This window comes from Symbioplanes lichenis, assembly GCF_030709675.1.
GTDB lineage: Bacteria > Actinomycetota > Actinomycetes > Mycobacteriales > Micromonosporaceae > Actinoplanes > Actinoplanes lichenis.
In genome coordinates, this window is the sequence record NZ_JAUZQD010000008.1 from 345,875 (window position 1) to 369,498 (window position 23,624).

Consider the following 23,624-nt stretch of genomic DNA (forward strand, 5'->3'; position numbering starts at 1 on the left):
AACCACCGGTGTTGTCAAGGTGGTGTTATCGTCGGCACCATGACGGCGGGGCGGGAGAGCACGCGGCAGCGGATCATCAACGTGGCCGCGCGGCTGCTGGGCGAAAGCGGCCCGGCCGCGGTGACGACCCGGGCGGTGGCGCAGGCCGCGGCGCTGCAGCCCCCGGCGATCTACCGGCTCTTCGAGGACAAGGACGCGCTGCTGGACGCGGTGGCCGAGCACGTCTTCGCCGCCTATGTCGCCGGCAAGCAGCAGGCCCTGCAGCACGACGACCCGATCGCCGAGCTCCGGGCGGGCTGGGAGACCAACATCGGCTTCGCCCTGGCCAACCCGGGGGTCTACAGCCTGCTCACGGATGTGTCGCGCGGGGCGCGCTCACCCGCCTTCCGCGCGGGCACGCAGGTGCTGCGCGACAAGGTCCACCGCATCGCCGAGGCCGGGCGGCTGCGGGTCAGCGAGCGGCGCGCGGTCGAGATGATCCAGGCCGCCGGAACAGGCGCGATCCTCACCCTGCTCGCGACGGCGCCGGCCGAGCGGGACACCAGCCTCACCGACGCCGTCTACGACGCGGTCGTGCGCGCGATCCTGACCGACGCGCCCGTCCTGGACCCCGCCGACACCACCGCCGCGGTCGTCGCCTTCCGCACGGTCGTCCCGCGGCTCGGCGCGCTCACCGAGGCCGAACGTACCCTCCTGAACCAGTGGCTGGACCGCGCCGCCGGCTGACGGCTGCAACACCTCTCCGGGCCGGTGCGTGTTGTCGATGTGTCCACCACCGCCGAACGGGAGGCGCCACCCGCCGTGACCGGCCGCCCACCCAGCTTCCACGACTTCTACGAGGCCCACTACGCGGACGTCAGCGTGCAGCTCTACGCGTACTTCAACGATCGTCACGAGGCCCAGGACATCGCGCAGGAAGCGTTCTGCCGGGCGCTCGCGCGCTGGGACAAGATCGCCGCGTACGACGACCCGGTCGCGTGGGTCCGCCGCGTCGCCTGGAACCTGGCCGTGAGCCGGTGGCGCCGGGCGGGTACGGCCCTGCGGTTCCTGCGTCGCCAGCGGCTCGAGGAGCCCGTGCAGGACGGACCGGCCCCGGACCGGGTCGCCCTCTTCGCCGCGCTGGCGAAGCTGCCCGCCGCGCACCGCCGCGCCGTCGTCCTCTACTACCTGGCCGACCTGCCCGTACCGGAGATCGCCGAGCGGGAGCAGGTCGCCGAGGCCACCGTCCGGTCCTGGCTGCACCGGGCCCGCACCGCGCTCGCCGGAGAGGTGCAGCATGACTGACCAGCTCGAAGACCTTTTCCACGCCGCGCGCGCCCAGGCCGTCCGGGAGATCGAGCCGCCCGGCGCCGAGTCGGCCGGCCGGACGGTCCGCCGGCGCCGCCGCAGCGCCACGGCCGCGGTCGCCGCGCTGGTCGTGCTGGCCGGAGCCGGGGCCACGGCGCTGCTGACCCGGCCCCGGGAACCGGAGACGATCACGTTGGGGCCGGCGCCCGGTGCCGTCGCCGCCGAGGATGCCGGGCAGGTCGGCAGCGCGTACGCCCGGACCACCCCGGCCTGGCTCGGCAACCTGACCCTGGAACTGGCCTGCACGGGCCCGGACCGGGTGACGCTGGTAGTTCGGGGCACTCCCGCGGCGGACCCGGGCGAGACGGCCCCGGCCGAGCTGGCCCGGGCGACGGCGGTCTGCGGCACCGGCGCTACGACCAGCGTTTTCTCCGTCAAGCGGGGGATCGCCGGCCTCACCCTGCAGCTGTCCGGCGCGGCGGAGGCGATGTTCGCCTACCGGCTGACGACCGACACCGGCGAGCCGCTGACGGAGACCGACCCCGGTGCCCGCCTGCGGCCGGCCGCCGGGCTGGTCCGGTCGCTGCCGTGGCTCGACCCCGGTGCGGTGCGGTCGGTGGATCAGGTCGCCGAGGCGGGACGCTACCGGCTGACGATCGTCTGCACCGGTACGGGCACCGCGGAGATCGCCCTCGGCGACCGTCCGCACCGGATCGGCCGTGCGCCGTGCGCCTGGCCCGGCGAGCCGACGGTGCTCGACGTGGCCGTCTCCCAGGCGCGAACGCTGCTGCGAATCGAGTTCCGGGCGCCGGAGGGCGCCACCGCCCCGGCCCGCCTGGCCTGGACGTGGGAGAAGCGGTGAGACGCGGACGCACCCCGGTGCCATCATGGGCGGGTGAGCACGATGGAGATCACCGAGCCCGTCCTGACCGAGCTGAGCCGGCCGGAGTGGCTCGTCGTGCACTACCGGCGCGACGACGAGAGCTACACCGGCTGGTCGTTGCACGCCTGGGGTGACATCGCGCCCGGCGCGGAGACGGATTACGCGGCCGGGCACCCGTTCGCGGGCGAGGACGCGTACGGGCGGTTCGCCTGGGTGCGGCTCGCCGATGACGCGCGTGACGTGGGCTTCCTCGTGGTCGACAGCGCGTGGGGCAAGGACGTCGCCGAGGACAGGCACGTCGACCCGCGCGTCACGCCGGAGATCTGGCTGCGGCCGGGCGACCCGGAGATCCATGCGTCGGCCGAGGCAGCCGGCTTCCCGGCGCCGGTCACGGCCGACGACGATCACGCGGTGCTGCACTACCGCCGGCCCGATCTGGACTACTCCGGGTGGGGCGTGCACGCCTGGGAGGGCACCCCGGCCAAACCGATCTGGGGCGTGCCCATAGCGCCGGCCGCGTTCGACACGTTCGGCGCGGTGTTCCGGGTGCCCGTGCGGCCCGGCGCGGCCGGAGTGCGTTACGTGATCCATCGGGGCGACGAGAAGGACCGGCCCGACGACCAGCGGCTCGATCTCACCGTCGCCCGCGAGGTGTGGCTCGAGGCGGGGACGGCGGCGCCCGTGCGCCCGGATCTGCGCTCGCTGGGCCCGGAGCTCGACCCGGCCCGGGCCCTCGCGGTGTTCGTGGACCGCACGACTGTCGCGCTGCCCGCGTGGTTCGCGGAGCTCGGGGGCACGTTCGCGCTCGTCGGGGCGCCGGGCGGCGACCTGCGGCGGGCCGGCGACGAGCTGACGGGCGAGCGGACGACGCTGCCGCTCACGCCCCGGCCGGGCGGCTTGTTCCAGGCGCAGAGCCGGCAGTTCCCGCACCTCCGGGCGTACAAGGCGTTCGCCGTGCCGGAGCTGGGCGACGCCGCGCTGGCCTATCTGCTGCGCGGGCAGCTGCTCGTCGCGGGCCGCGACCAGCGCGGGCGGCTCGTGGCACTGACCGCCGTCCAGCTGCCCGGCGTGCTCGACGATCTCTATGCCGAGGCCGCCGACGCGCCGCTGGGACTGGTGGCGGGCACGCTGTCGCTGTGGGCGCCGACCGCCCGCGCGGTGGTGCTCGAGCTGTCCCGGGCGCCGGGCGACGAGAAGCCGAAAGAGCTGCCGATGGAGCGCGACGCGGCCACCGGCGTGTGGAGCGTCCCGATCAAGCCGAAATGGCTCGGGCGCTTCTACCGCTACCGCGTCGAGGTGTGGCACCCCGCCGCGCAGCGCGTCGTGACCAGCGTCGTCACCGACCCCTACTCGGTGTCGCTGGCGGCCGACTCCACCCACAGCCAGCTCGTCGATCTGGCCGACCCCGCGCTCAAGCCGCCGGGCTGGGACGCCGCCGCCCGCCCGGCGCCCGTGCCGCCGGCCCGGATGCAGATCGCCGAGGTGCACGTCCGGGACTTCTCGATCGCCGACCGGACCGTGCCCGAGGAGCACCGGGGGACCTTCCTGGCATTCGCCGACGAGGACGCGGCCGGGCCGCGGCACCTGCGGATGCTCGCCGAGTCCGGGCTGACCCACGTGCACCTGCTGCCGGCCTTCGACTTCGCGAGCGTGCCGGAGCATCGCGCCGATCAGGCCGTACCCCTGTGTGCTCTGTCGTCCTTCGCCCCCGACTCGCCGGAGCAGCAGCGCGCGGTGATGGCCGTCGCCGACCGCGACGGCTTCAACTGGGGGTACGACCCGGTGCACTACACGGCCCCCGAGGGCAGCTACGCGACCGAGCCGACCGGCAGTGCCCGGGTGCTCGAGTTCCGCCGGATGGTCGCCGCCCTGCACGCCGCCGGGCTGCGCGTGGTCATGGACGTCGTCTACAACCACACGATGGCCGACGGGCTCGCCCCCTTCAGCGTGCTCGACCGGATCGTGCCCGGCTACTACCACCGGCTGCTCGCCGACGGCACGGTCGCCGAGTCGACGTGCTGCTCCAACACCGCCACCGAGCACGTCATGATGGGCCGGCTCGTCGTCGACTCGGTGGTCACGTGGGCCCGGGAGTACAGGATCGACGGCTTCCGCTTCGACCTCATGGGTCACCACCCGCGCGCCAACATCCTCGCCGTCCAGCGGGCCGTGGGGAAGGACGTGCACCTCTACGGCGAGGGCTGGAACTTCGGCGAGGTGGCCTACGACGCCCGCTTCACCCAGGCCACCCAGGTCCACCTGGCCGGCACCGGCGTCGGCACCTTCGACGACCGGCTGCGCGACGCCGTCCGGGGCGGCGGGGCGCACGGCGACCCGACGGTGCGCGGCTTCGCGAGCGGCCTCGGCGCGGACACCCCGCTCGCCGTCCACGACCGGCTCAAGGTCGGCCTGTCCGGCGCGCTGGCGACCTACCGCTTCGTCACCTCGACCGGCGCCGAGCAGTCCGGCGCGCAGATCGACTATCACGGCTCGCCCAGCGGCTACACGACCGCCCCGGGCGAATGCGTGACCTATGTGGACGCCCACGACAACGAGATCCTCTACGACGCCCTGGCCTTCAAGCTGCCGCGCGACATTCCGATCGCCGACCGCGCCCGGATGCAGATCCTCGCCCTGTCGTTCGTGACCCTCGGGCAGGGCACCGGCTTCTTCGCCCTGGGCAGCGAGCGGCTGCGCTCCAAGTCCCTGGACCGCAACTCCTACAACTCGGGCGACTGGTTCAACCAGATCCGCTGGGACCCGGCGACGGGCAACGGCTTCGGCCTCGGCCTGCCGCCCTTCGCCGACAACGCGTCGCAGTGGGACTTCGCCCGCCCCCTGCTGGCCGAGCCGTCGCTGGTGCCGCCGCCCGAGGTGATCGAGATGGCCGCCGCCCGCTTCGCCGAGCTGCTGCGCATCCGCCGCTCGACCCCGGTCTTCGGCCTCCCGACGGCCGAGGAGGTGCAGCGCCGCCTGACGTTCCCGCTCGGTGGCCCGGCCGAGAGCCCGGGCGTGCTCGTGATGTGCCTGGACGGGACGGGTCTCGACCCGCGCTGGTCCACCGTGGTCACCGTCTTCAACGCGACGACCGAGGCCACCACCCAGACCGTGCCGGCCCTGGCGGGGGTCGAGCTCACCCTGCACCCCGAGCTGATCGCCTCGGCCGACCCTGTGCTGCGTACGGCCACCGCGGACGCCGCCGCGGGCACCCTGACCGTGCCGGCCCGCTCCGTCGCCGTCTATGTGGCAGAGCTCGCCTGATGCGTGAAACCGTGAGCTACCTGGAGATGACGGCGCCCGGTCAACTTGTGCCGGCCGCCGTGGTCCCCGGGCTGACCCTGACTCCCCTGAGCCCGGAGTCGCCCTTGGTGGTGGAGCTGCAGGTCCGCATCGGCGCCCCGCACGGCTGGCCCAGCGCCCGCCGCACCGCCGACCAGTGGACCACCTGGCTCGCCGAGCACCCGGACCGGCGCTACTGGCTGCTCGCGTTCGAGGGCGAGCCCGCTGGCCTGCTCGCCTACGACCTCGAGGCCGACGTCGTCGAGATCGAGACCTTCGGCCTGGTGCCCGAGTTCGTGGGTCGAGGTCTCGGCGGTCACGCGCTGACGCTCGGGCTGGAACAGGCGTGGCAGCTGGCCCCCGACGTCCACCGGGTCTGGCTGCACACGTCGTCGGTGGACCACCCGCACGCGCTGCCCAACTACCACCGCCGGGGCCTGCGCACCTTCCGCACCGAGGAGCGCGAGCGCGCGAGCTGATCGTTCAGGCGAAGCCACGATGAGCGGCAGGCGCTCGGAACTCTCCGGCGACCACGATCGCGGTCAGTGTCCGGGAAGCGCATGAAGCGATGTGGTCGTACCCGCTCGGTACGGTCGTCGGAGTTGAGTGACCGACGAACGGACCGGGGAGTTCGATGCGCTTCACGTTGCAGCAACAGCGCTGGTTCGAGGCCCCTGCCGGAACGGTGAGCGAAGCTTTCCTGCTCCGGGACGCTTGGAACGACTACGGCTACGTGACCATGTTCGACCTCGTCATCTATGACGACGACGGGGTCCGGCGAGACATCGGTCAGGTCAAGATAGCCCGGACAGGCATGGGCAACGGTGGCCCGACGAGCACCTCGGACATCCTGCCGGATTCCTTCGAGAAGCTCGACGACAGTCACTTCTCACTCGGTCAGGACGACACCTACTACGAGCGACTCGGCGAGCTCGGAGACGGCCTGCGGGAAGTGGTGCTGCGGTCGCTCCAGGACATCGCTTTCGCGCCTTCTGCTCTCGAACGGGCACGGGGAGAGGCTGTCACGGAGACGTCGTTCTACCGTTTCGTGTCCGAATCCGTGGTCACCGGCTGGTACCGGAGGATCGCTCAAGGCGGGGAGCGGCTCACCGAATACAGGTTCACCTATGTGCCGGGGCCGGAGGCGACCCCCTTGCTCTTCGACATCGAGCCCGACGGCCGGCCACCCACGAACATTCACGTCCTCATCGGCCGTAACAACGTCGGTAAGTCCTTCCTGCTCCGGAATCTGGTGCGAGCCGCGGTGGAGGGCCGGGACATGGCTCCCGAGGCCGGCACGATCATCTACCGGGCCGGTACGCAGGCCACCTTTCTCGGCGTGGTCGCCGTCTCCTTCAGCGCCTTCGACGAGTACGTCGACATCCCGCCCGAGCGGCAACTGATTCCGTGCACCTACATCGGTGTGCGAGCTCCGCTGCGTTCGGGTACCGACCACGCGACTCTCCGCTCGCGGGCCGATCTCGCCACCCAGTTCGCCGCCAGCCTCGACGCATGTCTCACCGGACGGGCGGCTGCCCGATGGATCCGGGCGGTCGAAACTCTGCGCTATTCCGGCTCGGGCTTCCTCGAGGACGATTCGTGGATCGAGATGTTCCGAAGGGCCGAGCCGGATCGACGACACGCGATGGCGACGGAACTCTTCGGCAATCTGAGCTCGGGCCATGCGATCGTTCTGCTGACCGTCACGAGCCTGGTCGAGCACGTCACCGAGCGAGCCTTGGTGGTCCTGGACGAGCCGGAGTCCCATCTGCATCCGCCGTTGCTGGCCGCCTTCGTCCGCGCGCTGTCCGGGCTGCTCATGGATCGTAACGGCGTCGCGGTGGTCGCCACACATTCTCCTGTCGTGCTGCAGGAGGTGCCGGCTTCATGCGTGTACAAGCTTCGTCGCTACGGATCGGTTCTCGAGGCTGACCGTCCGACCATGGAGACCTTCGGCGAGAACGTGGGCACGCTGACGCATGAGGTCTTCTCGTTGGAGGTGACCGACTCCGGTTATCACCGGGACCTTCGCGATGCCGTTCGAGAGGGCCTCTCCTTCGAGGAGGTGCTGGCGCGCTTCGACAACAAGCTGGGCGCCGAGGCTCGCACCATAGCCCGGACGCTCGTCGCCGTTCGCGACAGCGCGGGACAGATCTGATGTGGCGGGTGAATCGCCCCGGACTGGACGCCAGGACGGTCTATCGCTCCTGTCTGACCGGTGCGGGTGCGGACATGTCGCGCTATGAGGACGAGGTCGTACTGGCCGCGACCCGTTATGCCGTCGCGGCCGATGCCGGCCGACTGCTCGACCTCAAGGACCTTTGCGAGATGCCGGCGGTGAAAGACGACCGCGCTGCCCTCAAGGACCTGTACACCTCCCGCCTGGTACGCCAGGCTGACGCGCGCCGGTATTACGACAAGCTGAAGGCGGCAGCTCCCTTCGGGCAGTGCCCGCTCTGCGGTCACCGCGACGTCTCTACTCTCGACCATCAGCTGCCGAAGTCGTCCTACCCGCTGCTTGCCGTCGTTCCCGACAATCTCGTTCCCGCGTGCGCCGATTGCAACAAGAACAAGAGCGCCGCTGTGGCAACCACGGATGACGCTCAGACGCTGCATCCCTATTTCGACGACGCAGGCGCGGGGCAGTGGCTTTTCGCGACGGTGAACAGGGCGACACCGGCCACCGTGACATTCTCGGCGGAGCCTCCGCTGGAGGTGGGCGAGGTCATGCGGGCGCGGATCCGAGCACACTTCGCGGCCTTCGGACTTGCCGGGCTGTATGCCATGCAGGCCTCGCGGATGCTGGCCGGACAGCAACGCGCACTGGCCGGTCTGTTCGAACTCGCGGGTTCTGCGGCCGTCGTGGCGCATCTGCGGGAGCAGGCCGACAGCTGGTGGGGACGTTTCCGGAATTGCTGGCAGTTCGCGATGTACCAGGCGCTCGCCGGGGACGAGTGGTTCGTCGGCGGCGGGTTGAGGGGGTGAGGGGCTTCCGGGATGATGGCTGGTCGGTGGCCGAGGTGAGCTGGGGGAAGAGGCGACATGCGCCTGCTGGTGGTGGGGACCGTGGTGCTGGCGGTGGCCGGCGGGTGCACGACCGGGGACGCCGAGCCGGCGCCGCAGCCCGGGCCGTCGACCGGGGCCGGGTCGTCGACGGCGGGCGGTTCGGCGACGGTGGCGGGGTCGGCGCCGGCGTGGGACGAGCCGGACGATTACGCGTACACGGTGGAGCGCCGGTGTGACGGCAAGCCCTCGCTCGGCACCTATGCGGTGACCGTCGCCGGGGGTGAGGTGGTGGACGTGCGGCGGACCGGGGGGACGGCGGTCGCCGGCGAGGAGGAGATCGATCCGCCGACGCTGGGCGGGTTGCTGCAGCTGGCGCGGACGGCGGCCGAGGACGGGGGGCGGATGACCGTCAGCTCGGACGCGGGGGACGGCCATCCCGTGCTGATCTCGTTCGACGTGTCGGAGGGCGGGACGAACGACGACAACACCTGTTTCCGGATCGTGGAGTACGCGCCTACGCGGTGACGACCGCCTCCGCCGCCTTCGGGATCGTGGCGCGGTCGTAGTGGAAGTAGGGGCGCAGGGCGGCCGGCGCGGCGGTGCGGCCCCAGTCGTAGATGAGCTTCTGGGTCTCCTGCGAGCCGTCGTGCCAGCGGCGCAGGACGTCGTGGAGGTTGAGCGGGCTGGGGGAGGCCTCGCCGTCGCCGAGGAGATAGGCGAGTTCCGGTACGGCGTCGGCCGCGCTCAACGTGCCCCGCTGGACACGTTCCATGACGGCGAAGCACTCCTCGAACTGGCGTTGCGCGCTCGGCAGTTCGGGGCAGAAGGAGCCCGGCAGCGGCCCCTGGTGCAGGCGGGCCAGCACGGCGGGGTCGGCCGTCTCCACGTACTGGTAATAGCTGCCCGCCACCCGGATGACGCCGAGGTTCCAGGCGAGGTACCACATCTTCGACCAGGCCCGCCACAGGTCGAAGTCGCGGAAAGCGATGTAGGAGCCGGCGATCAGCTTGTCGTTGTTGTCGAGGATGTTCTGGTTGAGCACGTCGAGCGGGGCGAACCGCGCCGCCGAGAAGTCGCCCTCCGCGCGCGCCGCGAGATAGGTGGGCACGAAGGTCTCGATGACCGCCATCGTGTTGGCCATGCCCCGGCTGAAGAGCGCGTCGATCGCCCCGGCCGCGTGGCTCATGAGGATCCAGCGGTCGCCGACGGTCTGCCGCGACGAGAACTGCGTGCGCCCGGTCGACACCCATGGGAAGGCGGCCTCCGCGCCGGCGAACTGCCGCTTGATCGCCGGGTAGCGGTCGAGGAACGCGTCCCACTCCCGCTGCGGCTCCCGGGTCCTGGGGAAACGGGCCGAGTCGAGGTTGAGCCCTACGCTGACCAGGTCGGACTCGCTGCCGGCGTGGTTGTCGAACGGAATGACCCACATCCAGCCGCCGTCGAACAGGTGGTGCAGCGTGCCCTGGTGCCACAGGTTGGGCTGGCCGCTCGACTCCTCGACACTGTCGTACGGCCGGACTCCGCGCATGTGCGTGAAGATGGTCCGCGAGTCGGTCTTGAACCGGCACGGCTCCTCCCGCAGCCCGTACGCGTTGGCGAGCACCGACGTCCGCCCGGTGGCGTCGATCACGTACTCGCTCCTGAGCACCGTGCCGTCGGTCAGCTGGACGACAGCGTGGTCGGCGGTGATGTCCACCCCGGACACGCGCACTCCCTCACGGGCGACGGCGCCGTAGCCGACGGCCGCCCGGAACAGGTACTGGTCGATGTCGGCGCGCATCAGGTGCGACTCCGGGCCGAAGGGTCCCTCGGAGACGCTGCACTGCGTGACCTCGTACGGATCATGGTCGATGTCCGGACGGTGATAGACGAAGCCGAAATTGGTCTTGATGCCGCAGCGCCGGCTCGCGTGCGCGGATGCCGGCGGAGGTGGACATCTGCGCCAGCTCGGGCACGTCGTAACGGGCGGCGAGCAGGCGCATCAGGAACGACGTCTCGCCGATGGTCGACTCGCCGAGGGCGAAGCGCGGGTGCGTGGCGCCGTCGATCAGCGCCACCGAGATGCCCTGCCGGGCCAGGATCGCGGCGACCGTGCTGCCCCCGATCCCGCTGCCGAGGACTGTCACTTCGACGTTGATGTCCATGTTCTCTCCCCGTTGGTGCTGTCGCTTTTGTCCCCGTCGGCGCTCTCGAACCGGCGCTCGCGCGCATAGTCGACGCCGGCCTTGGCTTGCGCGGCGGCCATGGTGCGGCGGGTCCGGCCGTCGGAAGCGAGCTCCCGGTCGTACGCCTGCAGTCGCGGTGCCGTGCTCCCCTTGAAGTAGGGGGCGACCTGCCGCGCGAAGAGCTCGTAGGAACGCCGGGTGGCGGCCGGGTCCGCGATGTCCGACTGCTCGATGAGGAACGTGCCGAAGCCGCCGCTCATGTCCCACATCGTGCGGATGTGCTCGATGGCCTGACCGGGCGTGCCGATGACCGCCGTGCCGGTGAAGGTGAGCAGGTCGACCAGGGCGTCGGGATCGTCGAGGTCGGCCGGGATGTTCTGGGGCAGGATCTGCCGGATGTAGCGCAGATAGGGCCCGATGCGCCGGCGCACGTCCGCCCGCGCCTCGGCCTCCGTCTCGGCCACGTGCACGAGACTCAGCACCGACCAGCGGCGGCGGTCGAACGTACGCCCGGCGGCGGCCGCCTCGTGCTCGGCAATGCTCGCGGCTGTCCGGAGCGGGTTGTCGGTGCCCGACCCGATCGCGGCGGACGCCCCGAAGGACACCAGGCCCGTGCCGAAGCGTCCGGCCAGGCGCGGGCCCGCCGGGGACTTGAAAGCGGCAACCCGAATGTCAAGCCCGCTTCCGTACGGCCGGAGGTGCAGCCTGGCCTCGTCCAGCGCGAACCAGTCGGTGCGCCGGGTCACCGGCCCGTCGCCGCGCAACAGGGCCGTGATCGCCTCGAGCGACTCCTCCATCATCCGGCGGGCCTGCATCGGATCATGGCCGATCATCCGCGCGTCGAGCGGCAGCGCCCCCGACCCGACCCCGAAGAGCAGCCGGCCGCGCGTGAGATGGTCGAGCAGGATGATCCGGTCGAGGAGCAAGAACGGCTGATGGTACGAGAGGGTCGACACTCCCGTGCCCAGCTTGATGCGCGTGGTCCGCTGGGCCGCCGCGGCGATCATCAACTCGGGCGCGGCGATGATCTGCCAGCCGCCGGAGTGATGCTCCCCGAACCAGAACTCCTCGTAGCCGAGGCGATCGCAGTGCTCGGCCAGCGCCAGGTCGTCGTGCAGCTGCAGGGTCGGATCGCCGGACGGCTCGTGGAACGGAAAGACCAGGACGCCGAAGTCCATGCCGCGCTCCCTCACGCGATCAAGCTCTTCGTGAACCTTTCTCATTGTCAATGTGGACAGTGACGCGCGCAGCCCCGTGCCGCCGATTGGCACATCGTCGGCCTGATCAGGCGTCGCTTGCCCGGCTTCTCCCGGGCGTCCTCGGCGCGTTCGGGCCACGACCCGCCGGAGAAGCGGCCATGCTGGAGCGGTGACCGCTGATCCTCCCGGCCCCCGCGGACTCCTCGGCGGCGCGGCCGTGACCGCGGGCCGCGTCGGCTTCGGGATGCTCTGCGCGATCGGCGGGACCCTGTGGGCGGTGCTCGATCCGCCGGACGCCACCCACGTCGTGGTCGGCCTCGTCTTCGCCGCCGGTGGGCTCGTGATCGTGACACCGTTGCGCCGGCGCCTTCCCCGGCGGCTGACCGGGCTCGCCATGGTGCTCGCCGCCGCAGCCGGGACCGCCGGCGGGACGGCGGTGGAACACACCAGCCTGGGCGGCATGTTCGTCTGGTCCATGGCACGCGGGTGGCCCTTCGGCTGGCTGACCCGCGACGGCATCGCCGGCGACGCCGAGACGGCCTACCGGATCGCGCTCGCGGACACCTGGTCGATCGGCGCGACCTCGCTGCTCGCCACCCTGGCCTTCTGGAGCATGGCGGCAATGGTGCTGACGCTCGCGGGAACGCTGACCAGACAAGCGTGGCCCCGCTAGACACCTTTCGGGGTGGAGCCGCAGCGACACCGGGATCGTGGTGACCTTGGTGGTGCTCGCCGGTCTGCTGCTCGTGACGGTGGCGTTCGGCGACAGGGCGGCCGCCAGGGAAACGGCTGCCACTTGCTTCGCGGGCCTGCACCTCGTCCTCGCCGGCTACTCCGGGTTCGTGCGGTGGAGGGCCGCCCGCCGAGGCGTGGACCGTCGTGTCAGTCGCCGAGGGCTGGCCATGCATCGCGAACCCGGCCCGGCCGCGACGGAAGCCGGGCGCACGCGGGTCAGCGTGGCCGGTCCGTCGCGGCGGGGGCGCGGGTCACTCGGGGAGGCGGGGCCCCGCCTCGCGCTGGGAGGCGAGCCAGGCCTCGACGTCGGCGGAGGAGCGGGGCAGGCCGGCCGACATGTTGCGGTAGCCGTCGGCGGTCACGAGGATGTCGTCCTCGATGCGGACGCCGATGCCGCGGAGCTCCTCGGGGACCAGGTCGTCCTCGGGCTGGAAGTAGAGGCCCGGCTCGACCGTGAGGACCATGCCCTCGCGGAGGTCGCCGTCGCGATAGTGCTCCTTGCGGGCGTTGGAGCAGTCGTGGACGTCGATGCCGAGCATGTGGCCGGCGCCGTGGAGGGTCCAGCGGCGGTAGACGGTGGACTGCTCGGAGACGGCCTCGTCCACGCTGACCGGGAGGAGGCCCAGGGCGTCGAGGCCCTCCGCCAGCACGTGCATGCAGGTCTTGTGGATCTCCGAATATGTGACGCCGGGCTTGATGACGTCCATGCCGGCCTGCTGCGAGGCGTGCACGATGTCGTAGACCTGGCGCTGCAGGGGGCTGAACGTGCCGTTGACCGGGACCGTGCGGGTCACGTCGGCCGTGTAGAACGTGGTGCCCTCGACGCCCATGTCCATGAGCAGCAGCTCGCCGGGCGTGGTGACGCCGGTGTTGCGCACCCAGTGCAGGATCGTCGCGTGCGGGCCGCCGCCCACGATGCTGCTGTAGCCCACGTCGTTGCCGTCGTGCCGGGCGCGCAGGCCGAAGACGCCCTCGAGCAGGCGCTCCTTGACGCTGCGGTCGGCGGGCAGGACCCGGGCGACGTCCTCGAAGCCGCGCACGGTGGCGTCGATCGCGTCCTGCAGCTGGGCGATCTCCCACTCGTCCTTGATCAGCTTGAGCTCGGAGATGGCGACGGCCAGGGCGCGGTCGCGGCGCACCCGCGGGTCGGGGTCGTAGCCCAGGATCGCCCGGTCGACGGCGGCGTCGAGGCCGCGCAGCACCCGGGTGCGCGAGGGGGCGAGGTCGGCGAGGGCGTGGCCCAGCTGCTCGTAGGGCCGGGTCTCGACGCCCAGCTCGGTCGAGCGCTCCCCGAGGGTGTGCCGGCGGCCGACCCACAGCTCGCCGTTGCGGCTGCGGAAGAAGGCGTCGGTCTCCTTGGAGTTGCGGTCGTGCGTGTAGACGACCGCGTCGTGGCCGGAGCCGCTCGGGCGCATGATCAGCACGCCGTCGGGGTCGGCGTCGCCGGTCAGGTAGACATAGTCGCTGCCGGGGCGGAAGTGGTAGTCGGTGTCGTTGGCGCGCACCTTCTCGCGGCCGGTCGGGATGACCAGCGTCTCGCCTGGGAACGCCGCGGAGAGCTCGGCCCGCCGCTTCGCATAATTGGGGGCCTCGGGCCGCGCGGTGACCTCGAGCGCGTCGTTGCGCCAGCCGGTGCGCATGAACTGCAGGTACGCCTCCGGGAAGTCCGGGTCGTGCGACTCGGTCTTCGGCTGCTCCGCCATGGTGGGCCCCTCCCTTGTTGTGCCGCCCCTGACGTTACCGCCTCGGCCCGCGCCGCCCAAAGATCAACTTCTCGCACGGGGGCTGGAGTTCCGGGCCGGCCGCCCTGGTTAGGCGTCCAGGGTGAGGCAGGCCACTCGCGCTCCGGCCGTCCCGGCCTTCCCCGCATCCGTACGCGTGGACTTCTCGTGCACCACCAGCGACCGCGGCGGACGCGCGGGGTCGAATACCCACTCCTGCCGCGCCATCGAGTGACCACCGCCACGCTCGTCGGCCGTGAAGTCGAGCCACACTTCGTTGCGTGGGTTCGCGTACGACGGGTCGACCGAGGGCTTCGACGGGTCCGCTTGGTGCTGATAGTGGGGCCCGGCGTCGTCCGGCTCGAGGGTGCACGGCTGGGTGTGCAGGTGCGCGCCGTAACTGCGCCTCGGCACCATGCCCGTGACCGTCAGGCCGATCATGAGGCCGGGACGGACGGCGGCGAGCTCGACCTTGGCCGTGGCGCCGCTGGGGACGACGCTGGTGTCGTACGTGATGGTGGGAAGGGTCTTGGGCCGGAACGTGCCCGCATAGGTCTCCACCGCGTCCGGCGCCGGGGCCGACGGGCTGCTGCTCGAGACGGCCACGGCGGGCGCGCCCGTGACGATCCAGGGCGTGCCGGCGGGCGGGGGCTGCGGCTCGGTGCGCGGGCTCTGCGCGGTCGGGGCGCACCCCGCGAGCGTGGCGGTCAGGGCGATTAGTCCGGCGGCGCGCATCATGTCCGGATTGTTTCAGTGGATCACCGGCCGGGCGAGCATCCGGGGAGTGTTAGCTTTCTCGCGCCGCCGGTCGGCGGCCTGAGAAAGGACCGGAGGGGATCGGCATGGGGTACGCGGTCGTGCTCGGCGAGGCACTCGTCGACCTGCTGGAGACCGAGCGGGACGGCGAGCTGATCTATCGGCAGGCGATCGGCGGCGCCCCGCTCAACGTCGCCGTCGGCGTCACGCGCCTCGGCGGCCGGGTCGACTATGTCGGGTCGCTCGGCAACGACACCCTCGGCGACCGGATCGCCGCCTTCCTGCGCCAGACCGGCGTCGGCACGGACTCCACGATCCGCGTCCCGGTGCCGACCACGCTCGCGGTCACGACCTTCGAGGGCGCGGAGCCGACGTTCCAGTTCTACGGCGAGCCGCCCTCCTATTCGCTGGTCCGCCCGGACGACGTCGCGGTGGACCGCGTCGCCGGCGCCGCCGTCGTCTACGCCGGCTCGATCAGCCTCATGCGCGAGCCCTTCCAGGCCGCCGCGCAGGCCGCCTGGTCGGTGGCCGGTCCGATCAAAGTCTTCGATCCCAACGTACGCCCGAAGCTGCTCCCCGACGCCGCGGCGGTGACGGCCCTGCGCGAGCTCGTCGAGGGGTACTTCGCCTCGGCCGACCTCGTCAAGCTCAGCTCCGCCGACGCCGAGGTCCTGTGGGACGGCGCCGGTCCCGAGGCCGCCGCCCAGCGCATCCTCGGCCTGGGCGCCAAGGCCGTCGTGGTCACCTGCGGTGCGAAGGGCGCCCACGTCGCCGTCCCCGCCGGGGCGACCACCCTCCCGGCGCCGTCGGTCAACGCGATCGACGCCACGGGCGCGGGCGACTCGGTGATGGCGGCCCTGGTCAGCCGGCTGCTCGCCGGCGGCGTGCCGGAGGACCTGGCCGGCTGGCAGCAGTACGTGACCTTCGCGCTGGCCGTGGCCGGCCTGGTCTGCGAGCGCCGGGGCGGCGCCGTGGCGATGCCGACCCCGTCCGAGCTGACCGCCCGCTGGGGCGCGCTCATCTGACCGAGCGCCTTCTCAACACGCTTATTCAGCCGAGCGCCTTCTCGATGAAGCGCTGGCGGTCGACCAAGGCCCGTTCCACCCGCACCTCGGCCACCACGGTCTCGCCGGCGCGCACCTCGACGTCGAAGAACAGGCGGCGCCCGTCCACCTTGACGAGCGTCGCCTGCGCGGTGACGAGCCGCCCGACCGGGGTGGGGGCGTGGTGCTCGACCTCGGCCCGTACCCCCACCGTGGTCAGCCCGGCCGGCACCTGCCGCGCCGTCGTCAGCACGGTGGCGGTCTCGGCCAGCGCCAGCACCCGCGGCGTGCCGAGCACGGGCACGTCCCCGGAGCCGAGGGCCTGGGCGGTGTCAGCATCGGTGACGGTCAACTCGACCCGGGCGCCGGGCCCGGGCGCGAACTCGGGAAGGTCCATACCGTCAGCTTAGGACGGTTCGGGCCGCTGCCAGCCGGTGTCACTCGGGGGAGCCTGTCCCGTCGGTGCCGTCACAAGTGGCCGGGAGTCCCGGGCGTGGCGGGCGCGGTCGGCCAGTTGGGCGGCGATCCAGTAGGCCTCGGCCAGGTCCCGGTCCTTGGCGACGGCGGCGCGACCGCCGGCGGTGTCGGCATAGACGGTGGCGAGACCCAGGCGACGCTGGATCGGGCCGCGGATGACCCGGACGCTCTGCATTCTCGCGTACGGAACCAGGGTCATCTGGCGGGTGACCACCCCCGACCGGGACACGAACACCTCGCCGGCCAGCGCGATCCCCAGCCCGCGCCAGCCGATGGGCTGCAACCAGCGCGCCCGCCGCGGCACCGGCACCGTGGGCAGCGCACCCAGGTCGACGCCGGGCAGCACCTCCCACACCAGGTGCCGGCCGGCCTCGAAGACCCCGACCGGCAGCAGACTGTCCGAGCTGTTGTCGTTGTCCCCGCCCGGCGCGGCGATCCCGGCGATGTCCAGCCGCAACCGCAGCCAGCCCCGCATCCGCCACAGGAACGGCCACGTCACGCCGATCGTCTGCACCCGGTTCAGTGGCACGACCTGACTCCGCGTCTCCAGCAGGCCGTACCGCACGCCCAGCCGGCCGGCGGTGTCGCGCGAGAGCCGGAAGTTCCAGTCGCGCAGCACCCGGCGTACGGGCTGGAGCAGCACACCCGCCATCGCCGTCACCGTGCTCGCGATGCCGATGAAGGTCCACGAGCCCTCGAGCACGAACTGCATCACCACGAAGGCCACGCCGACCGGCAGGAAGAACGCCTGCGGGGTGAGCAACTGGCTGATCACGAGGTCCCGGTTGACCACCCGGAAGACCGGCCGCTCGGGCGCCTCGACCGCGACAGGCCCGGCGTCCGGACCGATCTGCCCGGCGGGTCCGCCGGTGGTCCGGCTTTCCCCGGGGGTACGCCCGGCGAGCGCGAGCAGCCGCGACCGCAACGCCACGGCGTCCTTGACCGTCAGGTACGCGAGCGGCGCCTCGGTCTTCCCGCCCCCGACGACCTCGAGCCGGAGCTCGGCCAGGCCCGTCAGCTGCGCCAACAGCGGTCGCCGGACCTCCACGGACTGCAGCCGGTCGAGCGGGATCGCGCGGTTGCGGCGCCAGAGCAGGCCGTCCTGGATGCGCAGCTCCCGGTTGACCACGTGGTAGCCGGTGTTCAGCCATCCGATCAGCGAGAAAATCACCACGCCGACCGCGATCGCGCCTACGACCAGCGCGAATACCTCGAGTCCGACCTGCGACAAGGTTTGCCAGCTGAGCGCGGCGACGATGACGGCGATGGATTTGGCCCCGTTGAGCAGGGGGCTCAGCGGGTGCAGCCGGCGGCGTGGCTCCTCGGCGGGGGCGCGCTCGGCCGTTTCCTCGCGGCGTGCGCCGCTAGCGGTTTCGTCCCGTCGGGTGTCGGCGGCGGCCTCGTCGTGTCGGGTGTCGGCGGTGACTTCGTCGTGTCGGGTGTCGGCGGTGACCTCGTCGTGTCGGGTGTCGGCGGTGACTTCGTCGTGTCGGGTGTCGGCGGCGGCCTCGTCGTGTCGGGTGTCGGCGGCGGTGTTGTCGCGGCGGGCGTCGGCGGCGGTCACAGGCCCTCGGCCCGGTCCTCGCCCAGCGCGGTCAGGCGGTCGCGCAGCCGGGCGGCCTCCTCGGGCGGCAACCCGGGGATCTTGGCGTCGCTGGCCGCCGCGGCCGTGTGCAACTGGACGGTGGCCAGCTTGAACGCCCGCTCCAGCGGCCCGGCGGTCACATCCACGAACTGCATCCGCGCGTACGGCACGATGGACAGCCGGCGCACCACGAGCCCGTGCCGGACGAGCAGATCATTGTCCCGCTCGGCGTAGCCCCACGCGCGCACCGCCCGCACGGTGATCCAGGAGCGCCAGACCGTGAAGACCAGCTCCAGCCCGATGAGCACCGGCCACAGCCAGAAGCCGGTCAGCGCCCAGCCGACGCCGAGCCCGGCCAGGACGACGGCGACCCAGATCGCCCGGTTGATCAGCTCCACAGTGATCAGCTTGGGCGAGACTGGGCGCCACTGGACGGTGTCGGGCCAGGGTTCGAGGGCGCTCTCCGGCCCGTACGCCGGGGGAGCCCCATAGCCCTGCGGCGCTCCGTAGCCCTGTGGAGGTCCGTAGCTCTGCGGCGGCGCGCCGTATCCGCCGGGCGCCGACACGCCGCCGGGCGGTCCATACATTCCCGGTGCGGCGTCCGGCGGCCCGTAGCTCCCGGGCACGTTCGTCGGCGCACCGGCGTAACCGGGCGTGTGCATCGGCGTGGCGGCGGGTTCGGGCGGAGTGAGTGGTGGTCCGTAGGTCCCGGGCGCGCCCGGCGGCGGGCCGGCGGGACCGGGGCCGTTGGACGGCGGTCCGTAGGCCGCGGTCTCACCTGGCGGCGGGCCGGCGGGACCGGGTGTCGTGGTCGTCATGGGTGGCGGTGGGTAGGCCCCGGGCGCGCTCGTCGGCGGCGTGGCCGCGTGGTGCGGCGGCGGGTCGGCCGGGCCGGGGGTGCCGGGCGTGCTCACGCCGGGAAGCTCGCTCACCCCTGAAAGACTAGGCGGTGGCGGGGAACGCGGTCACCTCGCGCAGGAAACCCCGCGCGCCCAGGAAGTCGGACAGGTGCTCGCGGTGCTGGTCACAGGCCAGCCACGTTTTTCTGTACGCGGGCTCGTGCAGCTTGGGATTGTTCCACCGCAACGCCCACGACGCAGCCGACCGGCAGCCCTTGGCGGAACACTGCACCGCCACTTCCTCGTCCACCCGCAAACTCTATCCAGCAGCGCGACGAAACCCGGAAGCCCGCACCGCGGCGCCTCCACCGGACGCGCCCGGCGGCGAGTGTTTGAGCGCCGGGCGACCACGGGGGAAGTCGCCCGGCGACGGGGTGAATGCTACACGGGCCGCACGAGCTCGCGTCCACCCGGCGCGGTGCCCGTCCGTGCTCATCGCGCAGAAAGATCGACATGTTCGCCGCCCGGGTCGGCGCGTAATGCGGCACTGGCGGACCGCTCCGAGCGGCGTCGTGTAAGTCTTGGGGGTCGGCACGCACGCCGATCCCGTCCGGCCGCGCGCCGGGCCGGGCCGGAGTGCTCGCCGACGTGACCGCACAGTGCAGACCAGCTGTTGGAGGACCGGTGGCCGAGCCGACCACGCCCGAGGGCCCGACCCGCGCCGACGCCGGTGCGCCGGTGCCGCCCGCGCAGGACGCCACGCAGCTCGAACGGGCCATGTTCGAGGTCAAGCGGGTGATCGTCGGGCAGGATCGGATGGTCGAGCGCATGTTCGTGGCGCTGCTCGCGCGCGGGCACTGCCTGCTCGAGGGCGTTCCCGGCGTCGCGAAGACGCTCGCCGTGGAGACCCTGGCCCGCGTCGTCGGCGGCTCGTTCTCCCGCGTGCAGTTCACCCCCGACCTGGTGCCGGCCGACATCGTCGGCACCCGGATCTACCGGCAGTCGAGCGAGAAGTTCGACGTCGAGCTCGGCCCCGTCTTCGTCAACTTCCTGCTCGCCGACGAGATCAACCGCGCGCCCGCCAAGGTGCAGTCGGCGCTGCTCGAGGTCATGGCCGAGCACCAGGTGTCGATCGGCGGCGAGAGCCACCGGGTGCCCGACCCGTTCCTGGTCATGGCCACCCAGAACCCGATCGAGCAGGAGGGCGTCTATCCGCTGCCCGAGGCCCAGCGCGACCGCTTCCTCATGAAGATCGTCGTCGGCTATCCGACCGACGCCGAGGAGCGCGAGATCGTCTACCGGATGGGCATCAGCGCCCCCGAGCCGAAGCAGATCTTCACGGCCGAGGACCTCCTCGCCCTCCAGCGCCGCGCCGACCAGGTCTTCGTGCACAACGCCCTGGTCGACTACACGGTGCGGCTGGTCCTCGCGACCCGCGCCCCGGCCCAGCACGGCATGCCGGACGTGGCGCAACTCATCCAGTACGGAGCCAGCCCCCGCGCGTCCCTCGGCATCGTCCGCGCCACGCGGGCCCTCGCGCTGATGCGGGGCCGCGACTACGCCCTGCCCCAGGATGTCCAGGACATCGCCCCGGACATCCTCCGGCACCGCCTCGTCCTCAGCTACGACGCGCTCGCCGACGACATCCCGGCCGACCACATCGTCAGCCGCATCATGTCCAGCGTCCCGGTGCCCTCGGTCGCCGCCCGTCAGGACACGGCCAACGGCCAGCCCGTCCCGGTCTCCGGCGGTCCCGCCCCGGCCGGTGCCCCGTTCGGCGGTCACCCCGGTCAGCCCTACCCGGGTCAGCACCACCAGGGCGCCCCCGGTCACCCGCAGCCGCCGTTCGGCCAGCCGGTCGGCCACGGCCAGCCGCTGGGCGCCGGTCAGCAGCACGCGGGCGCGGGCCAGCAGTTCGGCGCCGGTCAGCCGACGGGCGCGGGCCAGCAGTTCGGCGGCGGTCAGCAGGCGGGCGGCGGTCAGCAGGCGGGAGCGGGCCAGCACCCGGGCGCGGGCCAGCCGGGTCAGGCACACCCCGGGGATCAGGGCCTCCGCAACGGTCAGCCGCAGCAGCAGTCCTGGCCCGGCCAGCAGTGACGGCACGCCGATGACCACCGCCGACACGCCGCCCTCAGGCGACGCTTCCGCGCCGGTCAGTGCGCCGCCCGGGTGGAACGCGCCGGTCAGTGCGCCGCCCGGGTGGAACGCGACCGCGCCCAGCGACATGCCCACGTTCGGCGCCCCGGTCGCCCCGGTGGCGACGGAAGGCGTGACGGCAGGCACACCACCACTCGGCGCGCCGGCTTCGACGAGCGGCCCGGCGGCGACCGGCGCCACGCGAGCCGGGCAGCAGAGCGGGACACGGTTCGAGCTGCCGCCGGTGACTTCCGGTTCGGGAACGGCGCGCGCGGAGGCCGTACTCAATCGTCTGCAGCTCTTGGTCACCCGCAAGCTGGACGGGCTGCTTCAGGGTGACTACGTGGGGTTGTTGCCCGGGCCCGGGAGCGAGGCGGGGGAGAGCCGCGAGTACCGGCCCGGTGACGACGTGCGACGCATGGACTGGCCGGTGACGGCGCGCACCACGTTGCCGCACGTGCGGCGCACGGTCGCGGACCGGGAGCTCGAGACGTGGATGGCGCTGGACTTGTCGGCGAGCCTCGACTTCGGCACGGCGAACTGTCTCAAACGCGACCTCGTCCTCGCCGCCGCCACGGCCATGGCGCATCTCACGGTGCGCGGCGGCAACCGGATCGGCGCGGTGGTCGGCACCGGTGCGGGCCGGGCCGTCCCCGAGTCGCGGGGCGGCTGGTCGTGGCTCCGGCGCAGCCGGCGCGCCGAGGCCGTACCCGAATCGGCGTCGGTGATCCGCATGCCGGCGCGTCCCGGCCGCAAGGAGGCGCAGGGGCTGCTGCGCGCGATCGCGCGCACCGAGATCAGGCCCGGCCGCGCCGACCTGGGCGAGTTGATCGACATGCTCAACCGCCCGCCGCGCCGCCGGGGTGTCGCGGTCGTCGTGTCCGACTTCATGGCGCCGGTCGACGGCTGGTCGCTGCCGCTGCGCAAGCTGGCCGTGCGCCACGACGTCCTGGCGATCGAGGTGGTCGACCCGCGCGAGCTCGAGCTGCCCGACGTCGGCGTGCTGACCCTCGCCGACCCGGAGACCGGCGCGCTGCACGAGGTGCAGACGGCCGACCCCCAACTGCGCCAGAGGTACGCCGAGGAGGCCGGCCGCCAGCGCGGGGAGATCGCCCGTGCCCTGCGCGCCGCCGGGGCCGCCCACCTCCGCCTGCGCACGGACTCCGACTGGCTGCTCGACGTCGTACGTTTCGTCGCCGCGCAACGCCACGCCCGTACCCGGGGAACCACCCGATGACGACGCGTCCCGCCGCTCTCCCTCGCCGGGGGCGCACCGTTTCCCCTGCTGCGCCGCTTTGTCCTGCCGCGCCGCTTTTCGCTGCTGCGCCGCTTTCCTCTGCCGCGCCGCTTTCTCTCGCCGGGGCCGCGCCGCTTTCTCTCGCGCGCCGGCGCTGCGCTCCCTTGCCGGGGCCGCGCCGCGGTGACACGCTCGCAGCAGGGAACGAACCGATGACCCGCCACGATCGCACCCGGGGGACCGCCCGATGATCCGTTTCCTGCAGCCGTGGTGGCTGCTCGCCGTGCTCCCCGTGGTGGTCGTCGCGGGCTTCTACGTGTGGCGGCAGTTCCGCAAGCGCCAGTACGCGATGAAGTTCACCAACGTGAACCTCCTCCGCAGCCTCGCCCCCCGCGGCCTGGGCTGGCGCCGCCACGTGTCCGCCGCGGCGATGCTGCTCAGCCTGCTCGTGCTCGCGCTGGGCCTGGCCCGCCCGTCGATCGACAAGGAAGAGCCGCTCGAACGCGCCACCGTGATGCTCGCCATCGACGTCTCCCTGTCCATGGAGGCGGACGACGTGGCGCCCAACCGCATCGAGGCGGCACAGGAGGCGGCCAAGGCGTTCGTGCAGGAGCTGCCCCAGACGTACAACCTGGGTCTGGTCTCCTTCGCCAAGTCCGCCAACGTCCTGGTCCCGCCGACCAAGGACCGCGCCGCGGTGATCTCCGGCATCGACGGTCTCACACTGGCCGAGGCGACCGCGACCGGCGAGGCCGTGTTCACGTCGCTGGACGCCATCCGTTCGGTCCCCGCCGACGGCGCCGACGGGGCCCCGCCCGCGCGCATCGTGCTGCTGTCGGACGGCTACCGCACCTCGGGCCGCTCGGTCGAGGACGCCGCCTCGGCCGCCTCGGCCGCCAACGTCCCGGTCTCGACGATCGCCTTCGGCACGGACTCCGGCATCGTCGACATCCGCGGCGTCCTCCAGCGCGTGCCGGTCGACCGGCTCTCGCTGCAGCAGCTCGCGGAGAAGACCAAGGGCTATTTCTACGAGGCCGCTTCGGTGAGCGAGCTCAAGCAGGTGTACGAGGACATGGGCAGCTCGATCGGCCACCGTGTCCAGCCGCGGGAGATCACCCAGTGGTACGCCGGAGCAGCCCTGCTGTTCGGTCTGGCGGCCGCGGGCCTGAGCATGCTGTGGACGTCACGCCTGCCGTGATCGCGCGCGGGTTACGGGGTTGACGCCCGGTCGCCGATCCGCGTGGCGCGCGCTGTGTTTTCCGCGCGTGCGTCTCTT

Annotated in this window: 21 protein-coding genes and 1 pseudogene; 13 read left to right on the forward strand and 9 right to left on the reverse strand. The window is 72.4% G+C overall.

Translation table 11 applies throughout. The features are described from left to right. Nucleotides 1–39: 39 nt before the first annotated feature. The 8 genes from RAN62_RS21535 to RAN62_RS21570 all read left to right on the forward strand — a co-directional run bounded on the left by RAN62_RS21535 (nucleotide 40) and on the right by RAN62_RS21570 (nucleotide 8,980). On the forward strand, nucleotides 40–726 hold the full coding sequence (locus tag RAN62_RS21535; RefSeq protein WP_305786487.1) for a TetR/AcrR family transcriptional regulator: 687 nt from the start codon (nucleotides 40–42) through the stop codon (nucleotides 724–726). Nucleotides 727–765: 39 nt separating this feature from the next. Continuing rightward, nucleotides 766–1,284 carry an RNA polymerase sigma factor gene (locus RAN62_RS21540; protein ID WP_305786488.1) on the forward strand — a complete coding sequence of 173 codons (519 nt, stop codon included), beginning with the start codon at nucleotides 766–768 and terminating at the stop codon, nucleotides 1,282–1,284. Further along, nucleotides 1,277–2,149 (forward strand): hypothetical protein, encoded by an 873-nt coding sequence (locus RAN62_RS21545; protein ID WP_305786489.1) that lies wholly within the window; start codon nucleotides 1,277–1,279, stop codon nucleotides 2,147–2,149. Before RAN62_RS21540 ends, RAN62_RS21545 begins: the two co-directional genes overlap by 8 nt. A gap of 42 nt (nucleotides 2,150–2,191) precedes the next feature. Next, a complete protein-coding gene (pulA, locus tag RAN62_RS21550; protein WP_305786566.1) occupies nucleotides 2,192–5,431 on the forward strand; it encodes a pullulanase-type alpha-1,6-glucosidase in 3,240 nt (1,079 codons plus the stop codon). Then, complete coding sequence (locus RAN62_RS21555) at nucleotides 5,431–5,928, forward strand: GNAT family N-acetyltransferase (RefSeq protein ID WP_305786490.1); 498 nt, start codon at nucleotides 5,431–5,433, stop codon at nucleotides 5,926–5,928. The genes pulA and RAN62_RS21555 overlap by 1 nt, the downstream gene beginning before the upstream one ends. A gap of 155 nt (nucleotides 5,929–6,083) precedes the next feature. Beyond that, nucleotides 6,084–7,607, forward strand: a complete 1,524-nt coding sequence (locus RAN62_RS21560) for an AAA family ATPase (RefSeq protein ID WP_305786491.1) — start codon at nucleotides 6,084–6,086, stop codon at nucleotides 7,605–7,607. A gap of 74 nt (nucleotides 7,608–7,681) precedes the next feature. After that, nucleotides 7,682–8,434 carry an HNH endonuclease gene (locus tag RAN62_RS21565; RefSeq protein ID WP_305786492.1) on the forward strand — a complete coding sequence of 251 codons (753 nt, stop codon included), beginning with the start codon at nucleotides 7,682–7,684 and terminating at the stop codon, nucleotides 8,432–8,434. 57 nt (nucleotides 8,435–8,491) lie between these two features. Further along, entirely contained in the window at nucleotides 8,492–8,980 is a 489-nt protein-coding gene (locus RAN62_RS21570) for a DUF6174 domain-containing protein (RefSeq protein WP_305786493.1), read from the forward strand. Here the strand turns inward: RAN62_RS21570 and RAN62_RS21575 are convergent. The 3 genes from RAN62_RS21575 to RAN62_RS21585 form a co-directional block, all read right to left on the reverse strand. Continuing rightward, the gene (locus RAN62_RS21575) at nucleotides 8,970–10,235 is read right to left on the reverse strand and encodes an NAD(P)/FAD-dependent oxidoreductase (RefSeq protein WP_305786494.1); all 1,266 of its coding nucleotides are present in this window, start codon (nucleotides 10,233–10,235) and stop codon (nucleotides 8,970–8,972) included. The two genes, RAN62_RS21570 and RAN62_RS21575, sit on opposite strands and share 11 nt — an antisense overlap. A gap of 61 nt (nucleotides 10,236–10,296) precedes the next feature. Beyond that, nucleotides 10,297–10,599: an NAD(P)/FAD-dependent oxidoreductase gene (locus RAN62_RS21580; protein ID WP_305786495.1), complete on the reverse strand. Its 303-nt coding sequence runs from the start codon at nucleotides 10,597–10,599 to the stop codon at nucleotides 10,297–10,299. Next, complete coding sequence (locus tag RAN62_RS21585) at nucleotides 10,578–11,798, reverse strand: LLM class flavin-dependent oxidoreductase (RefSeq protein WP_305786496.1); 1,221 nt, start codon at nucleotides 11,796–11,798, stop codon at nucleotides 10,578–10,580. Before RAN62_RS21585 ends, RAN62_RS21580 begins: the two co-directional genes overlap by 22 nt. A gap of 190 nt (nucleotides 11,799–11,988) precedes the next feature. Here RAN62_RS21585 and RAN62_RS21590 point away from each other — a divergent pair, with 190 nt between their 5' ends. Beyond that, nucleotides 11,989–12,492, forward strand: coding sequence for a hypothetical protein (locus tag RAN62_RS21590; protein WP_305786497.1), 504 nt, complete (start codon nucleotides 11,989–11,991; stop codon nucleotides 12,490–12,492). Nucleotides 12,493–12,805: 313 nt separating this feature from the next. Here the strand turns inward: RAN62_RS21590 and RAN62_RS21595 are convergent, their stop codons facing one another. After that, on the reverse strand, nucleotides 12,806–14,257 hold the full coding sequence (locus RAN62_RS21595) for an aminopeptidase P family protein (RefSeq protein WP_305786498.1): 1,452 nt from the start codon (nucleotides 14,255–14,257) through the stop codon (nucleotides 12,806–12,808). 108 nt (nucleotides 14,258–14,365) lie between these two features. After that, nucleotides 14,366–15,013, reverse strand: coding sequence for a superoxide dismutase (locus tag RAN62_RS21600; RefSeq protein WP_305786499.1), 648 nt, complete (start codon nucleotides 15,011–15,013; stop codon nucleotides 14,366–14,368). 104 nt (nucleotides 15,014–15,117) lie between these two features. Here RAN62_RS21600 and RAN62_RS21605 point away from each other — a divergent pair, with 104 nt between their 5' ends. Further along, a complete protein-coding gene (locus tag RAN62_RS21605) occupies nucleotides 15,118–16,056 on the forward strand; it encodes a carbohydrate kinase family protein (protein ID WP_305786500.1) in 939 nt (312 codons plus the stop codon). 25 nt (nucleotides 16,057–16,081) lie between these two features. On the opposite strand, the gene RAN62_RS21610 is transcribed toward RAN62_RS21605, so the two are convergent. From RAN62_RS21610 to RAN62_RS21625, 4 genes are all read right to left on the reverse strand, one after another. Continuing rightward, nucleotides 16,082–16,471, reverse strand: coding sequence for a thioesterase family protein (locus tag RAN62_RS21610; protein WP_305786501.1), 390 nt, complete (start codon nucleotides 16,469–16,471; stop codon nucleotides 16,082–16,084). Nucleotides 16,472–16,480: 9 nt separating this feature from the next. Next, nucleotides 16,481–17,857, reverse strand: a complete 1,377-nt coding sequence (locus RAN62_RS21615) for a PH domain-containing protein (RefSeq protein WP_305786567.1) — start codon at nucleotides 17,855–17,857, stop codon at nucleotides 16,481–16,483. Nucleotides 17,858–18,111: 254 nt separating this feature from the next. Then, on the reverse strand, nucleotides 18,112–18,702 hold the full coding sequence (locus RAN62_RS21620) for a PH domain-containing protein (RefSeq protein WP_438874532.1): 591 nt from the start codon (nucleotides 18,700–18,702) through the stop codon (nucleotides 18,112–18,114). A gap of 376 nt (nucleotides 18,703–19,078) precedes the next feature. Continuing rightward, nucleotides 19,079–19,285 (reverse strand): hypothetical protein, encoded by a 207-nt coding sequence (locus tag RAN62_RS21625; protein ID WP_305786502.1) that lies wholly within the window; start codon nucleotides 19,283–19,285, stop codon nucleotides 19,079–19,081. Between the two features lie 374 nt (nucleotides 19,286–19,659). Here RAN62_RS21625 and RAN62_RS21630 point away from each other — a divergent pair. The 3 genes and pseudogenes from RAN62_RS21630 to RAN62_RS21640 all read left to right on the forward strand — a co-directional run. Continuing rightward, nucleotides 19,660–20,769: pseudogene (locus tag RAN62_RS21630) on the forward strand (AAA family ATPase); the annotation flags it as partial. A 313-nt stretch (nucleotides 20,770–21,082) separates the two neighbouring features. Beyond that, the gene (locus RAN62_RS21635) at nucleotides 21,083–22,348 is read left to right on the forward strand and encodes a DUF58 domain-containing protein (RefSeq protein ID WP_369077183.1); all 1,266 of its coding nucleotides are present in this window, start codon (nucleotides 21,083–21,085) and stop codon (nucleotides 22,346–22,348) included. A 247-nt stretch (nucleotides 22,349–22,595) separates the two neighbouring features. Continuing rightward, nucleotides 22,596–23,546, forward strand: coding sequence for a VWA domain-containing protein (locus tag RAN62_RS21640; RefSeq protein ID WP_305786503.1), 951 nt, complete (start codon nucleotides 22,596–22,598; stop codon nucleotides 23,544–23,546). Nucleotides 23,547–23,624: the final 78 nt, after the last annotated feature.